We start from the raw sequence: 13,674 nt of genomic DNA, 5'->3' as shown, positions 1-13,674 counted from the left end.
GTTGTGCCCGTTCGCGTGATGCGAAGATGCGATGCCTTTAGTAGACGAGCGTCGCGCCGGTCGGCTTGTCGAGCGCGGCCGCCAGCGAGCGATACTCGGAGCTGTCGGTGCCGGCGAGCATGGCGATCTTGTTCAGATGATACTGGGCCTGTTCGCGGTTACCCTGCTCGAGCTGCCAGAGGCCGTAATACTGCCAGGTGCGGACGTGGTTCGGATCGTCCTTCAACGCGATCTCGTAATAGACCTTGGACGACTGGTAGTCGCCGAGCTTGCGATAGGAATAGCCGATCAGGTTGGCGACGTCGGCGACGTCGTCACGCTTGAGCGACTTCAGCTGGCCAATCGCGCCGGTGTAGTCGTGATTGTCGTAGATCGTGGTGTAGGCGGTGCGATAGGCCGCGAGGAATTTCGGATCGCTGACGGAAGAGCTCTTCTTCTTGCCCTTCTTGGTGGACGAGGAGTCCGACTTTGGCGGCGAGGAGGGCTCGTCGCTGCCCGCGGCATAGGCGCTGGTCAGCACCGGCGCGGCCGCCAGCGACATGGCGACGAGTCCCGGTACAACTAGCATTGAGAGTTTGCGCATTGAAGTTCTCCCGTATGGAACGTGGCGATCCTACACGATTGCCCGAATACCGGAACACCCGGTTCGCAAAAACATTCCCCGGCCCCCCGGTCTATTCGCCTTTCCTCAGATGACAAACTTGTCATCCAGATGAACGGAAGCTGGCAGAGGGCTTCAGACAGGGTTCAGTGCGCTCCCCCTAGGCTCTGACCCATGATCGAAGGGTTGGCGAGAGGGCGCCGCCTAAGATCCTTCCAAGAGGAGACCACCATGTTGAAGACCATTTCCGCAGCCTTGCTCGCAGCCTCCGTCATCGCAGCCCCGGCCTTTGCCGCTGAAGCCGGCAAGACCACGACCGCTGCACCGGTGATCAAGGCGGACCAGACCCAGAGCAAGGTCTCGACCACCGCCGCCAAACCCGACGCCGGCGTGAAGGCCGACGCCAAGACGGGCGTCAAGACGGATGGCAAGAGCGCCGACGTCAAGTCGACCGCCAAGCCGGATGTGAAGGCCGATGCCAAGGTCGATACCAAGACCAAGGCGATGAACGCCAATGCAGCGATCACGCCGGACGAGCACAAGACGGTGCGGACGCATCGCCATCACCACAAGCATCTGTCGGCCAAGAAGTCGCTGAAGACGCAGTCGAGTGTCACCAAGCCGGTGACCACCGAGAAGCGCAGCTAAAAACTGATCCCGCGCGGCGGCATCCCTGGATTGCCCTGCTGCCGCGTGTGGAGTTCAGGCCCGGCTCGCACGTCACCCCCCGCGCGCAAGCGCGAGGTGCTGGCGGCGGGCCGGTGCGCCGTTTGCCGCAACGAATTTCCGTCGCGTCGAGAGCGCAAGCAGGACTCTCGAAAACAACCCCATGCACAGTAGATGACAGCAACGAGCTGATGGACACGCGTCTGCGGATTTTGCGAATCCGTTTGACTCGTCGGGCAAAACACCTCTAGAGATGCATCATTGCAACCTCGGGGCTGGAACGCTCCAGGTCGATTGAGCGGTGAGCGCGAACTGTGGGGCGATTGGCGAAACGTGCGGCGAGCCTGGCACTGATCCTGGCATTGCCGTTGGCGCTCGCGGGATGTTTCGGCAGCGACGGTGACCGTCCCAGCCTGATGGAGGGAAGCCAGGCCGGAGGCCCTCAGCCGTTTCCCGACAATTTCCGCACCGACGCGCTAGCCCTGATGCGTGCCTATCTCAACAATCCGGTCGGCGTGCGCGACGCCAGCATGGCCGATCCGGTGCTGCGGGAGATTGGTGGCCGGCAGTTCTATATCAGCTGCCTGCACTTCACCCCGCGCGAGACCGACGGCAGCTACAAGACGGTGCGTGAGCGCGCCGTCGTCTACGTCAACGGCCGCGCCGACCGCGTCATCGATCGCGCCAACGAGATCTGCGCAGGCGCGGTTTACGCACCCTTTCCAGAACTGGAAAAGATGACGCGGTAACGCAAAGCCCGTCTTCATCGCGCGGTGTTAGGACAACAACCGCCGGAGTCGCCGGATCACATTTCGGCGAGCTTTGAACGGATCGGTTTTGCCTTGCGACAAATCGTTACGGCCGGACTTGTGCGGACGACAAAATCTGTCGGCGCAGGCCGACGTGATGGAACAAAAGCGCGATGTTGCCGCTCCGTCACAGTCACGAACGATCAACGTTCCGGCATCGCCGCGAAGCAACCCAATTCACGCCACGTTGTTTCCTGAGTGTCGTAACTGAAAGAACGGGGATGACCATGAAGACGATTTTGCTCGGTGCAGCAGCTCTGCTTGCGCTGGCCGCACCGGCGGCAGCGGCGGATATGCAGCCGCGCACCTACACCAAGGCTCCGGCCTATACGCCGCCGCAGGTGATCTACAACTGGACCGGCTTCTACATCGGCGGCCATGTTGGCGGCGCCTTCGCCGGGGACAGCAGCTTCCAGTCCAGCGACGCCCGCTTCCTGGGCGGCGTGCAGGGCGGCTTCGACTACCAGTTCGCGCCCAATTGGGTGGTGGGTATCGAGGCGCAGTATTCCTGGCTGCCGACCAACAACAAGGGCGTCACGTTCCCGCTGGGCACGCAGGTGACGTCCGGCACCGACCAACTCGGATCGGTGACCGGCCGCATCGGCTACACCTGGGGCCCGACGCTGCTCTACGCCAAGGGCGGTTACGCCTGGCGCAACGGCGGCCTGGGCGTGAACATTGCCGGCGTGCCGCAGACCTTCACCGCCACCGGCAACAGCAAGGACGGCTATACCGTCGGCGCCGGCCTGGAATACATGTTCGCGCCGAACTGGTCGGCCAAGGCCGAATACCAGTATTACAACTTCGGCAGCACGACGATCACGTCCGGTCCGGCCGACGTCGTCGGCGTTCGCGGCCGGGACGACGAGCATACCGTCAAGGTCGGTGTGAACTACCGCTTCGGCTGGGGCGGCCCGGCGGCCTCGCGCTACTGATCCGCCGCGCACTAGCACGACCACGATCTGACAAAGGCCGGCTTCCCGCCGGCCTTTCGTTTGTCAGCCCATGTCGTCTGCCAACCCCATGCCGACCGCTTGTTTGCCTTACGTGAACCATCTGGCGCGTCATTTGCAAGCAAACAGTCTGGCGTGCGCCTTCTCACGCGTGTCACGGGGATCGGGTAAAGCAAAAATAATTTTTGCGACTTACGGAACTCGCGCTCCGGAAAGCGTTAATTACTCAATTGCCGGCTGGTGGGACAACGAACATGCGTATCTTGGCGTCGGTGGTGGTGGTCTCGTGCTTCGTCGCCCTGCCGTGCTCTGCCCAAACAATCCTCAAATCCGAGCCTCTGATGTTGGCACCTTACGAGGTCGCCTTCGTGAAGGACGCCTCCTGTCAGTCGGGCAAGGTGCTGAAGGTGACGGGCGCGATCCGCGGGCTGCACCGCCGCAAGGCCTGCGTGGCGCTGGCCGGTGAGCAGGCCTCGCTGGCGACAGCGACGCCCTGAGGCACGCGGCGAACCTTCCGGCCCGATCTCACGAGTTGAGCTCAAGCTCCATCCTGGATTCCCGCTCGGCGTCCGCCTTGTTCTTGGCGGGGTCCTCGCCTTGGGCGGCCCGGCACGATTTGATCTCATAGTCGTTGTCGAGCACCCGGCGCGGACCGTGCCGCTCGTCGTCGGTGCCGATGTCCACGACCAGGCCGCTTCGTTGCGCGAGCTTCCAGACGTCGGCCTCATCAGGATAGGCTTTGCTGATCTGGCTGTCGTTGCAGAACAGGGCGTAGGGCATGCTTCCCGCTCCCGGAAAGCGCGTTAACGACTTCATGGCATGGGAGGTTCCGGAGCGATCACGGGGCCGTGATCGAGGGGGGAGGGAGCTGGGGCCTTGAGTCCTTAACGAGTCCTGAATCCGCAAAAAAAGAAACATTGGGACTCGTTTGGCGGAATCAGCGGATGTTTCCGGCCATGACGACCGACCTGAAAACCTGCTGCGGGCACATGCTTCTGCCACTGACGCTGGCACTTTTAGGCGCCTGCGCAGCCAATCTCTGGCTGGTTTGGTCTTGGCTGTAAGATCTTGGCTGTAAGGTCGGAGCCGGGCCGGCCCTACTTCTGGGCCGGCGGCGGGCCGGAAGCGCTGATGGCGGCGCGCAACTTGCTCAGGGTCGCCGCGCAATACTCCTCGCGCTCGCGCTCAAAGCGCTCCTGATGCTTTCTGAAATTGGCGATGCGGGCCTGCATCTCGCTGCGGAAATCGCCTGCCGCGCGAGGTGGCAAAGGGACCGGCGGGGGCTGCGGCAGCGGGGCGAGCGGCGGTGGATTGGCCGGCTGCGGCTCGAACGCGACAGTCACGGTCTGGACGGAGACGATCTCCGCAGCCAGAACCGGCGCAGCCGCAGCGGTATCCGGCTGACGGATGTCGTCCTTCTTGCCGGAAACCGATTGGACGAAGGCCAGTGTCTGCGCGATCAGCGCGTCGCGCTCTCTGATCCACTTCATGATCCACCACCCTGTTTGGAGCTATTCCACCAAAGCCGGGGCGCCGAATCAAGCAGGCTGTCTGCAAGGGATTGCATATTTTTCCCGGGCGCCCGACATTGGATGGATGGATTCCGGGGCCGACCAGTCGGAGGAAGCGCAGGGCCTGCGGCTCGTGCGCGCCTTTCTGTCATTGCCACCTGACAAGCGGGCGGAGGTGATCGCGTTCGTCGAGAATCTGCTGCGTGCCCAAGCCCGGTCCGAGGACGGCCACGAGGCCTCTCCGACCTGATCGCGAGCTAGCGCTGACGCGGATTGACGTTGGGCACGAACGCGGCGCCGCCGACCACCCGGACCTGAGATGGGGCTGAGCTATCGATCGGCCTGCTGTCGGCGACCTGCTTCGCTGGAGGCTCTCCATACACCGGCTGAAGCACCGCAAGCGCGGGCTCGAGCACCGCGGGCGCGGGCTTGAGCACCGCGAGCGCGCCGGCGACAAGGGCGCAGCACAGCGCGACCGTCGTCAGCAGGAACATGTTTCGATTGTCTTCTCTGATCCGCATGGGGGCGAGAACGAGCGAGCCCGGCGGTTGGTTCCGGGCGAGCCGTGGCGGCTCGGGCGGCCCTATAACCGATCGAAACTTACGTGAGGCTTACGGGTGGCCGCCGAATGGGTATTTTCCCGTAAGGTTACGCGCGTCATTTAGTATCAAATTTTAACGTTAGCGGGTTCCAATGCCGCCGCTGGGACTGCTTCGGTCAATGGTGATCGAAAAATTTAGGCGGCTGCGATGAGCTTTTTGAACAATTTGAAGATCGTGTTGAAGGTTGCGCTGATCGTGACCGTGATGGGCTTCGCCCTGGTCGCCGTCGCCGCCTTCGGCATCCGCGAGCTGTCGGCGGCCGTCGACGGTTTCAGCGAGCTTACCGCCATGCAGTCGTCGGCCCTCAACCTCACGCGGGCCCAACGCCGCATCGAGACCTACCACGCCGCACTCTATGCGGTGTTCACCGAGACGACCGAGGCGGGCAACGCCAATCGCCTCAAGATCGCGAACCAGAATCGCAATGAGATTCGCCAATACCTGGACGCTGCGGAGCAGGACGACCCGGCGCGAGCAACCGAGACGAAGAGCGTCGGCGCGCAGTTGACGGCTGCCTTTGCAGGCTGCGATCCCGTGCTCCAGGCCGGCGCGGCTGCGAACAGCCCGGAAGAAAACGCCAAGGCCGCTGATCGTGCTCACAAGGAGTGTGACCCGCTGATCGATGCCGCCCTCGATCGCGTTGCCAAGTTCACGGCCGATACGTCCAAGGCCGTGACCCAGCGCAAGGAAGCGATCGAGCGTGATACCAAATCCGCGACCTGGACCGTGGTGAGCGTCAGCGCCGGCGGCCTGATCGTCGGCATCGCGATTGCGCTCTTCATCGGCCTCGTGGCGATGTCGAAGCCGATCGCCCGGCTCAAGTTCGCCATGGAGGGCCTGGCGCGCAACGATCTCAAGACCGAGGTGCCGGAGAAGGATCGCCACGACGAGATCGGCGAGATGGCCAAGACGGTCGAAGTGTTCAAGACCAACGCGCTCGAGGTCGAGCGGCTCAAGGCGGCCCAGGTGGAAGCCGAGAAGCAGGCTGCCGAGCAGCGCCGCCGCGACATGTTCAACCTGGCCGATGGTTTTGAGCGCGCGGTCGGCGAGATCATCGACACCGTCGGATCCGCCTCCACCGAGCTCGAAGCGTCGTCCTCGACGCTGGCCACCACAGCGCACCGCGCGCAGGAGCTGACCTCGGTGGTCGCGGTTGCCTCCGGTGAAGCCACCGGAAACGTCCAGTCGGTCGCGACCGCAACCGAGGAATTGTCGTCCTCGGTCAACGAGATCAGCCGGCAGGTGCAGGAATCCGCGCGGATGGCGAGCGAGGCCGTCAATCAGGCCCGCACCACCACCGAGCGCGTCAGCGAGCTCTCGGTCGCGGCAACGCGCATCGGCGACGTCGTCGAGCTGATCAACACCATTGCGGGCCAGACCAATCTCCTGGCGCTGAACGCCACCATCGAGGCGGCGCGCGCGGGCGAGGCCGGCCGCGGCTTCGCCGTCGTCGCCTCCGAGGTGAAGACACTGGCAGAGCAGACCGCAAAGGCGACCGGCGAGATCAGCCAGCAGATCTCCGGTATCCAGAACGCCACGCAGGAATCGGTGACGGCGATCCGCGACATTTCCGCGACCATCGAGCGGCTGTCGGAAGTGTCCTCGACCATTGCCGCCGCCGTCGAGGAGCAGGGCGCCGCGACCCAGGAGATCTCGCGCAACGTGCAGCAGGCCGCGCACGGCACCCAGCAGGTCTCGACCAACATCACGGACGTGCAGCGCGGCGCGGCCGAGACCGGCTCGGCGTCCTCGCAGGTGCTCTCGACCGCGAAGATGCTGGCGACCGACAGCAATCGGCTGAAGGACGAAGTCGGAAAATTCCTGCGGACAGTGCGCGCGGCCTGAGCCGCGCGACGGAGAAGATCCGGTGGCACTCCAAGCCGCCGGCGGACCACAGATCTTATTGCAGCAAGAACGCCATCGCGACCGCGAAAAGAAACAGCGTCGCGACGACGGCCGCGACGGCTCCGGCGATGATCTTGGCGTTTTCTCTGTTGGTGTAGGACGGCATGCGGCTCGCATGCTACCTCATGTTGAACTCTGATCCAATCTGTGGTCAGTAGCCGTCCCCGCTGGCAAGCGGCCAACTCCATTCGCGAAGGCTACGCCATGAGCGATGACATCGGCGACGGCTGGGCCGCGTCCGCGTCTGCATGGATCGTCGAGCAGGGTGAACACGGTGACTATGGCCGGCGTTTTGTGCTGGATGCACCGATGCGGGCGCGCGTCGAGGGGCGCGGCTTCCGCAATGCGCTCGATGTCGGCTGCGGGGAAGGGCGGTTCTGCCGCATCATGCAGCGTGCCGGCATCCGCACCGCCGGCATCGATCCGACCGAGGTGCTGCTCGCGCGCGCCAGGGAATTGGATCCGCAGGGCGACTACCGGCTCGGCTCCGCCGAGACGATGGAGGTCGAGGCGGAGTTCGACCTGGTTGTCAGTTACCTCAGCCTGATCGACATGCCAGATCTTGCTGGGGCTATCGCGAAGATGGTGGCGGCGCTGCGGCCCGGCGGCACGCTTTTGATCGCCAATCTGACCAGCTTCAACACCGCGGGCCAGCCCGATGGATGGACGCGCGACCGCGAGGGTATCCCGCGCTTCGCGATCGACCACTACATGGACGAGCGGCCGATCTGGGTCAGCTGGAGCGGCATCCGTGTCCAGAACTGGCATCGTCCGCTCAGCACCTATATGACGCTGCTACTCGATCACGGCCTCCAGTTGCGCCTGTTCGTTGAACCGCAGCCCACAGCCGGCGATCCCAATAGAATTGCCCATCATCGTCGCGTGCCGTTCTTCCACGTCATGGAGTGGCAGAAGCCGGATTAAGCTCAGACGATGAGTTTGGCCTGGAAGAACCGCGTGACCCGATCGATCGCATCCTGGGTCATCGGATCGCTGTCCGAGAAATCGAAGCCGTGAGCCTTGCCCGGATAGGGCACGAATTCGGTCTCGGCGCCGACCGACTTGCCGAGCGCAACCAGTTGCCGGCCTTCCGCGATCGGGACGTTCTTGTCCGCTTCGCCATGCAGCGCGATCAACGGCCGCATATGCTTGATCCTGGTGGTCATGGCCTGCGGCATGCCACCATAGAGCACCGCGAGGGCTGCGACGCGGGTGTCGCGCGCGGCAGCCTCAGCCGCAACATAGCTGCCCAGCGAGAAGCCGAGCAGGCCGATGCGTCCCGAACTGTCCGATCGATCGAGGACCGCTGTCACGGTGGCGGCGACCGTATCGGCCCAGCCGTCGAACCGCGTCGTCTCATAGGCCTCGCGGATGTCGTGCGAGGTGGATGTCAACGCAGCCATGTCGGCCGGTGTCATGTAGCGGAGAAAATAGGTGTCGATGCCCTGTGCCGTCAGCGCGTCGGCGTATCGCTCATAGGCGCGGGCCCTGAGCTCAATCCCGCGGGAGCCGTGCAGCACGATGACGGCGGGACGTTTTCCGTCGACTGCCGCCGCATAACGCGACACCGGCAGGCTGTCATGTCCGCTCGCGACGTTGAATTGCTCGCCGGGTGCGCCGCGCGCGGCAATGGGTGACAGCAGAGCGGCGAGACCGCCCAGGGCCATTCGTCGGGTGATCATCAACGAACTCGCTTGCGAGAGATTCCGGATTGAATGGCTCGCCCTTATAGTATGCTTGCGACGGAATCTTGACGCGAGTTCCCACCCGATGATTGTCCATCGTCCCTCTGTTCTCGCCCATGAACGGTTCGTTGCCGACCGCGAGAATTTTGCCGGCCTCGATCTTGCCGCGCGCTTCGAGCGGATTCAGCGGACCAACCTGTGGGGCGCTCCGACCTCGGTCTCGGGTCTTGGGTCGGAGGGGCATGCCACCTCAGGAATCCGCGAGACGCTGCCCGGCCTGTTGCAGCGGCTTGGCGCGCGTTCGCTGCTCGATGCGCCTTGCGGCGATGCGGGCTGGATCGGCAGCGTCGAGCTCGAGGTCGATTATACCGGCATCGACATCGTGCCGTCGCTGATCGCGGCCAACATGGCGCGCGTGGCGCGAGGCGATGTGCGCGGCCGCTTTCTGGTCGCCGACATCACGCGCGATTCCTTGCCGGGTTGCGACGTCATCCTGTGCCGCGACTGCCTCGTGCATCTGAGCTTCCAGAACATCGCGCGCGCCATCGCTCGCTTTCGTGCAAGCGGCGCGCAATTCCTGCTGGTTACGACGTTTCCGGAGTGGGACAACAATGGCGATTGCGAGGACGGCGACTGGCGCGCGCTCAACATGACCAAGGCGCCGTTCCACTGGCCGCGCCCGTCCGAGCTGATCGATGAGCGCTGCGACGAGGGCGGTGGCGGCTGGCGCGACAAGAGTATCGGGCTCTGGCGGATGGATGAGTTGCCGGACGGCGGCGCGGGGGCCGTTTGACCGGCCGCTCCGCGCTCATCGCCGCAACGTGGGAGGCGGCAAGACCAGCACGGCCGTCACGCGTTCTCCGACGATACTTTCGACCGCCACTGCGATCTCGCCGCTGAATTCCGCGCTGATGACACCGGCCATGTACTCGCTCTTGGCATAGGCGATGGCGATCCCGTCAGACAATTCCGAGCAGTGAAATCCCTGGAAATATGTATCGTATGTCTTGGCACCGAGGATGAAATTGAGTTTCGCCTGAACGGCGAGATCTTCTTCGTTGGTCAAAATAGCCATGCAAGCTCCGAGTCCACCGCTTCGAATTACGGAGCGCGATACGGATGGTTGCGCATGAGGCCATGCGAGATTCGGCGGAACAAAATGCCCGGACATGCAAGAGTTAGACGCAAGGAGTGTAGTCAATGATCGATGCCAGATGCAGTTGTGGCGCAGTCGTAGTTTCGCTTCCGGGACCGACCAACCTGGTCGCGGCCTGTCATTGTATCGAATGCCAGCGGCGGAGCGGCGCGCCATTTGGCGTCGGTGCCTTTTATCCTGCAGACACCGTCACAATTTCAGGGACGACGAAGGAATATGTCCGTCCCGCCGAGAGCGGCGGCACGGTCCGCTCCTATTTTTGTCCCGATTGCGGCTCGACCGTTTATTGGAAAGCCGACAATCTGCCGGCGATGATCGGCGTCGCCCTCGGCGCGATCGCAGACCCGAACTTCCCCGCGCCAATCAAATCGGTCTTCGAGCGGTCGAAGCATGTATGGGTGGAGATCACCGGCGCAGACGTCGAGCATCTCCCACACGGCAGCATCAGGAAGACGTCGAGCTGACGAACGCATCGCGCGTGGTGCCGGCTGAGGGGATTGAACCCCCGACCTTCGGTTTACAAAACCGCTGCTCTACCGCTGAGCTAAGCCGGCCACTTGCAAGGAACCCATGCGGGCTGCCGGCTGGCGCCAGCATGTCCGCTTGTTCGCGGTCGCAATACCAGACTTGTCCGGGAAGTGCCAGAACCTGCGGTGGTGTCCGCCGGCATGAAACAGGCGGCCCGATCGGGGCCGCCTGAGCCGTTTCGACTGAGTTTTTGGGGCTTATTGGCAGAGATGCTGCCGGCCGTCGTCCCCCTTGAACCACGTGCCGGGCCTGCACACGATGCCGTTGCGGGCGGCATAGGCATCCCAATTGCCGTACCAGCCGGGCCCGCTGCGGTCGTAGCTCGCATAGGAATTGCTCCAGCCCTGGAACGGCGCGGCGGCGACCGCTGCTGCTGTGCCGACGGCGGCGCCTGCCACCGCCCCCGCCGTGTCGACCGGCCAGAAGCCCGATTGTCCCTGATCATTCGGGTTCACTTGCTGATGGGCCATGTGCCGGCGGCGATAGGCGCGATCGGTGGTGGGATTGCCGGGGCCGAGATTTTGGCAAGCGGGATCCTGGAACAAGCCCGTGCAGCGGGCCGCATTGTCGGCCGCAGTTTGCGGGAAGGCTGGTGTGGCGAGCGTGGACGCAACGATCGCGGCCAAGCCAAGTAGCTTCAGGCTCGTCATGGCATTTCCTCCATGTTGTTGAGACCTGTGCTAAGTGCAACGTGACGCTGTCGTTCCGCGTTGTCTGCCGCGTTTTCTGGCCTGCGGGGTCACATCGACGTGAACCCGCGCAGGATGTGCAGCCTGTGCCAGGCAACCTTGTCGGCGCCAGCGGCGGAACGGCCGTCTCTCCCGTTAACGCTTCACTAGCGCGCTTCGCCGCATTTGAGCAGCGCGCGATCCTTACGCGTTAGGCTTACCGGAATTTGCTCAGCTGTCCTTAACCCTCTCTACGCCGCCATCCGTTAGGTTGTGATCCGGACAACCGGGATCCTTCCATGCGCGCATACGCGCTCGCGGCCTTTCTGATCGGACTGCCCGCGACGGCCTTCGCCGGCGGCGGCTTCGATATTGTCGTGCCCGGCCGTCCCGGCGTGCCCATCATCATCAACAATATCGATGCGTCCTATAGCGTCGTCGAAGGTGTCTGGGGCCTTGGCAAGAACGTCCAGGTCCAGCCCACGATCTATGGCGGGCGCTACGTGGCTGAACGGCAGCCCCCCGACGTCGGCCATTATTACCCGAGCATGGGTTTGCAGCCCGGCTATGGCCGCCTCGAAATCGAGCCGCCCGCGAACCGCAAATTGCCGAAGCCCGCCGAGAGCTATCACGAGAGCTGGGGTGCGTCGTCCGCGCCGCTGCCGCCGCAAATGGATGTGCCGGTCAACCCGCCGCCGGTGATCCTCGCCCCAGAAATCAACGACCGTCCGCGGCCTCCGCGACCACGGCCGCGTGCAGGAATGCCCGGCAAACCGCCGGGTTAAGAAACGTCAGAATCCAACAAGACGGACATCAACAGGAGAGAGTAATGCGTCAAATGATTTCGGGACTGGTCGCGGCGGCTGCCGTGATGTTTGTGGGCGCTGCGCCCGCCATGGCTTGCGGCTTCAACCCGTGCCAGCCGGTTGCTCCGGTCTATTCCGGCTGCAACACCGGTTGCGGTGGTTACGGCTATGGCTACGGCGGCTATGAGCGCCTCGCCGAGCCGAGCTCGCAGTACTACTACGTCAACCAGGGCCCGACCTACACCGGTCCGGGCGCCTTCGCGCCGACCCCGACCTACCAGGAAGACGCGGTCGTCGCGCCCGCCAATTACGGCTACGGCTATGGCTATCGCGCGGCTGCCGTCGCGCCGTACGCCTATCATCACCGCCCGTACTACCGTCCGTATCGCTACGGCTACGGTCCGCGCTACGGCTACCTGCCGCGCACGCATTACGGCTATGGCCCGCGCTATGGCTACGCCCATCGCTACGCGCCGTATTACGGCGGCCATCGCGTGCTGCGCCGCTACTACTGATCTCTGATCGGTTGAGCTGACGAAGCGCCCGGCCTCACGGCCGGGCGTTTTCTTTTTTATCGCTTCATCAAGCCAAGCCGGCTCGCGCCGACATAGAGCGAGAGCACGGCGGCGTTCGAAACGTTGAGGCTCTTGATCTCGCCGGGCATGTCGAGCCGTGCCACGACGCTGCAGGTCTCGCGGGTCAATCGCCGCAGCCCCGTGCCTTCGGCGCCGAGCACCAGTGCGAGTGGCTCGCGCAGTGTGATGTTCGAGAGGTCTTCGCTGCCTTCGCTGTCGAGGCCGACGGTCTGGAAGCCGATCTCGTTCAGCGTGGTCAGCGCGCGCGCAAGGTTTGGCACCGTGACCATCGGCACCAGCTCAAGCGCGCCGGAGGCGGCTTTGGCAAGCACGCCGGTCGCTTCCGGACTGTGGCGCGCGGTGGTGACGATCGCCTTCACCGCGAACGCCGCGGCCGAGCGCAGGATGGCACCGACATTGTGGGGATCAGTGATCTGGTCGAGCACCAGCACCAGGCCTTCCTGCTTCAAATCCTCGACGTCGGGTGAGGGCAGGGGATCGGCCTCGGCCAGCAGACCCTGGTGCACCGCGTCGGGCGACAGCAGGCGGTCGATGTCCTGCGGCCGGACGATCACGGGCGCGATCCGGGTTTGGATGTTGTCGTCCGCCAGGCGCTTTGCGGCGTTCTCGGTCAATGTCAGCTTGCGGATGTTCCGCTCGGGGTTGGCGAGCGCCATGGTGACGGTGTGCCAGCCATAGAGGATGACCGGCCCGTCGGCATGCGAATCACGTTCGCGCCAGGCTGGCCGGCCGGCCGATTTCCCGGGCCTGTTGAAGGGCTTAGACCCGCTCCGGGGGCCCTTGGGGATGAATTTTCGATCCTTCATGGGCTCGCTTGTGTCACGGGTCCCGGAATATGGCAATTTGGACGCCCAAGAGGATGATTTTAGCTGTTCGCCTCGGTTGACTTTACCCCATCGCTTCGCCCATAACCGCGCCCGGTCGCGCCCCCATCCGGGCTGTCGCGGCCTTCACGTTCCATGGCCGTCTTCGGTCCGCCGGCAAGGTCCGGCCCGATTGTGCTGCCGTCGAGCGGGGGAGTGTCCCGAGTGGCAAAGGGAGCTGACTGTAAATCAGCCGCCTCATGGCTTCGCAGGTTCGAGTCCTGCCTCCCCCACCATGCTTCGCCCTTAAGGGCTACGCATGGCGCAGCCGAGCGTAGCCCGTCAGGGCGAAGCGTGTCCGGCGTAGCTTAAGCGCAGCGAGAGC

The 13,674-nt window shown here is 64.0% G+C and carries 19 protein-coding genes and 2 tRNA genes; 12 read left to right on the top strand and 9 right to left on the bottom strand.

The window, feature by feature from the left end; genetic code table 11:
• Positions 1 to 37: 37 nt before the first annotated feature.
• Positions 38 to 583 (bottom strand): lipopolysaccharide assembly protein LapB, encoded by a 546-nt coding sequence (locus tag NLM31_RS27445; RefSeq protein WP_254132294.1) that lies wholly within the window; start codon positions 581 to 583, stop codon positions 38 to 40.
• A 249-nt stretch (positions 584 to 832) separates the two neighbouring features.
• Between NLM31_RS27445 and NLM31_RS27440 the strand changes: the two genes are divergently transcribed.
• The 4 genes from NLM31_RS27440 to NLM31_RS27425 all read left to right on the top strand — a co-directional run bounded on the left by NLM31_RS27440 (position 833) and on the right by NLM31_RS27425 (position 3,526).
• Positions 833 to 1,249: a His-rich protein BRANT gene (locus NLM31_RS27440; protein WP_254194274.1), complete on the top strand. Its 417-nt coding sequence runs from the start codon at positions 833 to 835 to the stop codon at positions 1,247 to 1,249.
• A 332-nt stretch (positions 1,250 to 1,581) separates the two neighbouring features.
• The gene (locus NLM31_RS27435; protein ID WP_254132292.1) at positions 1,582 to 2,016 is read left to right on the top strand and encodes a hypothetical protein; all 435 of its coding nucleotides are present in this window, start codon (positions 1,582 to 1,584) and stop codon (positions 2,014 to 2,016) included.
• 287 nt (positions 2,017 to 2,303) lie between these two features.
• Positions 2,304 to 3,011: an outer membrane protein gene (locus NLM31_RS27430; protein ID WP_254132291.1), complete on the top strand. Its 708-nt coding sequence runs from the start codon at positions 2,304 to 2,306 to the stop codon at positions 3,009 to 3,011.
• Positions 3,012 to 3,283: 272 nt separating this feature from the next.
• The gene (locus NLM31_RS27425; protein WP_254132290.1) at positions 3,284 to 3,526 is read left to right on the top strand and encodes a hypothetical protein; all 243 of its coding nucleotides are present in this window, start codon (positions 3,284 to 3,286) and stop codon (positions 3,524 to 3,526) included.
• A gap of 28 nt (positions 3,527 to 3,554) precedes the next feature.
• Here NLM31_RS27425 and NLM31_RS27420 read toward each other — a convergent pair whose 3' ends face one another.
• A complete protein-coding gene (locus NLM31_RS27420) occupies positions 3,555 to 3,809 on the bottom strand; it encodes a hypothetical protein (protein ID WP_254132289.1) in 255 nt (84 codons plus the stop codon).
• 317 nt (positions 3,810 to 4,126) lie between these two features.
• The gene (locus NLM31_RS27415; protein ID WP_254132288.1) at positions 4,127 to 4,519 is read right to left on the bottom strand and encodes a hypothetical protein; all 393 of its coding nucleotides are present in this window, start codon (positions 4,517 to 4,519) and stop codon (positions 4,127 to 4,129) included.
• Between NLM31_RS27415 and NLM31_RS27410 the strand changes: the two genes are divergently transcribed.
• Positions 4,518 to 4,790 carry a hypothetical protein gene (locus tag NLM31_RS27410; protein WP_254135576.1) on the top strand — a complete coding sequence of 91 codons (273 nt, stop codon included), beginning with the start codon at positions 4,518 to 4,520 and terminating at the stop codon, positions 4,788 to 4,790. The two genes, NLM31_RS27415 and NLM31_RS27410, sit on opposite strands and share 2 nt — an antisense overlap.
• A gap of 7 nt (positions 4,791 to 4,797) precedes the next feature.
• Here the strand turns inward: NLM31_RS27410 and NLM31_RS27405 are convergent, their stop codons facing one another.
• On the bottom strand, positions 4,798 to 5,034 hold the full coding sequence (locus NLM31_RS27405) for a hypothetical protein (protein ID WP_254132287.1): 237 nt from the start codon (positions 5,032 to 5,034) through the stop codon (positions 4,798 to 4,800).
• A 255-nt stretch (positions 5,035 to 5,289) separates the two neighbouring features.
• Here NLM31_RS27405 and NLM31_RS27400 point away from each other — a divergent pair, with 255 nt between their 5' ends.
• Both NLM31_RS27400 and NLM31_RS27395 read left to right on the top strand, forming a co-directional pair.
• Positions 5,290 to 6,987, top strand: a complete 1,698-nt coding sequence (locus tag NLM31_RS27400; RefSeq protein WP_254194273.1) for a methyl-accepting chemotaxis protein — start codon at positions 5,290 to 5,292, stop codon at positions 6,985 to 6,987.
• Between the two features lie 264 nt (positions 6,988 to 7,251).
• A complete protein-coding gene (locus NLM31_RS27395; RefSeq protein ID WP_254194272.1) occupies positions 7,252 to 7,971 on the top strand; it encodes a bifunctional 2-polyprenyl-6-hydroxyphenol methylase/3-demethylubiquinol 3-O-methyltransferase UbiG in 720 nt (239 codons plus the stop codon).
• Between the two features lie 2 nt (positions 7,972 to 7,973).
• Here the strand turns inward: NLM31_RS27395 and NLM31_RS27390 are convergent, their stop codons facing one another.
• A complete protein-coding gene (locus NLM31_RS27390; RefSeq protein WP_254194271.1) occupies positions 7,974 to 8,729 on the bottom strand; it encodes a dienelactone hydrolase family protein in 756 nt (251 codons plus the stop codon).
• A gap of 88 nt (positions 8,730 to 8,817) precedes the next feature.
• Between NLM31_RS27390 and NLM31_RS27385 the strand changes: the two genes are divergently transcribed.
• Positions 8,818 to 9,525, top strand: a complete 708-nt coding sequence (locus NLM31_RS27385; protein WP_254194270.1) for a class I SAM-dependent methyltransferase — start codon at positions 8,818 to 8,820, stop codon at positions 9,523 to 9,525.
• 15 nt (positions 9,526 to 9,540) lie between these two features.
• On the opposite strand, the gene NLM31_RS27380 is transcribed toward NLM31_RS27385, so the two are convergent.
• Complete coding sequence (locus NLM31_RS27380) at positions 9,541 to 9,807, bottom strand: hypothetical protein (protein WP_254194269.1); 267 nt, start codon at positions 9,805 to 9,807, stop codon at positions 9,541 to 9,543.
• Positions 9,808 to 9,932: 125 nt separating this feature from the next.
• On the opposite strand from NLM31_RS27380, the gene NLM31_RS27375 reads away from it, so the two are divergent.
• Positions 9,933 to 10,352, top strand: coding sequence for a GFA family protein (locus tag NLM31_RS27375; RefSeq protein ID WP_254132281.1), 420 nt, complete (start codon positions 9,933 to 9,935; stop codon positions 10,350 to 10,352).
• A gap of 15 nt (positions 10,353 to 10,367) precedes the next feature.
• Here the strand turns inward: NLM31_RS27375 and NLM31_RS27370 are convergent.
• A tRNA-Thr gene (locus NLM31_RS27370) sits at positions 10,368 to 10,442 on the bottom strand.
• A gap of 171 nt (positions 10,443 to 10,613) precedes the next feature.
• Complete coding sequence (locus tag NLM31_RS27365) at positions 10,614 to 11,066, bottom strand: hypothetical protein (RefSeq protein WP_254194268.1); 453 nt, start codon at positions 11,064 to 11,066, stop codon at positions 10,614 to 10,616.
• A gap of 317 nt (positions 11,067 to 11,383) precedes the next feature.
• Here NLM31_RS27365 and NLM31_RS27360 point away from each other — a divergent pair, with 317 nt between their 5' ends.
• Complete coding sequence (locus NLM31_RS27360) at positions 11,384 to 11,869, top strand: hypothetical protein (RefSeq protein ID WP_254132279.1); 486 nt, start codon at positions 11,384 to 11,386, stop codon at positions 11,867 to 11,869.
• A gap of 44 nt (positions 11,870 to 11,913) precedes the next feature.
• Positions 11,914 to 12,405 carry a hypothetical protein gene (locus NLM31_RS27355; RefSeq protein ID WP_254194267.1) on the top strand — a complete coding sequence of 164 codons (492 nt, stop codon included), beginning with the start codon at positions 11,914 to 11,916 and terminating at the stop codon, positions 12,403 to 12,405.
• A gap of 56 nt (positions 12,406 to 12,461) precedes the next feature.
• Here NLM31_RS27355 and rlmB read toward each other — a convergent pair whose 3' ends face one another.
• Positions 12,462 to 13,292: a 23S rRNA (guanosine(2251)-2'-O)-methyltransferase RlmB gene (rlmB, locus tag NLM31_RS27350; protein ID WP_254194266.1), complete on the bottom strand. Its 831-nt coding sequence runs from the start codon at positions 13,290 to 13,292 to the stop codon at positions 12,462 to 12,464.
• 207 nt (positions 13,293 to 13,499) lie between these two features.
• On the opposite strand from rlmB, the gene NLM31_RS27345 reads away from it, so the two are divergent.
• Positions 13,500 to 13,585: transfer RNA gene (locus tag NLM31_RS27345), tRNA-Tyr, on the top strand.
• Positions 13,586 to 13,674: the final 89 nt, after the last annotated feature.

Origin of the sequence: Bradyrhizobium sp. CCGUVB4N (genome assembly GCF_024199945.1) — a bacterium.
Classification (GTDB): domain Bacteria; phylum Pseudomonadota; class Alphaproteobacteria; order Rhizobiales; family Xanthobacteraceae; genus Bradyrhizobium.
This window is presented reverse-complemented; position numbering and strand designations above follow the sequence as displayed.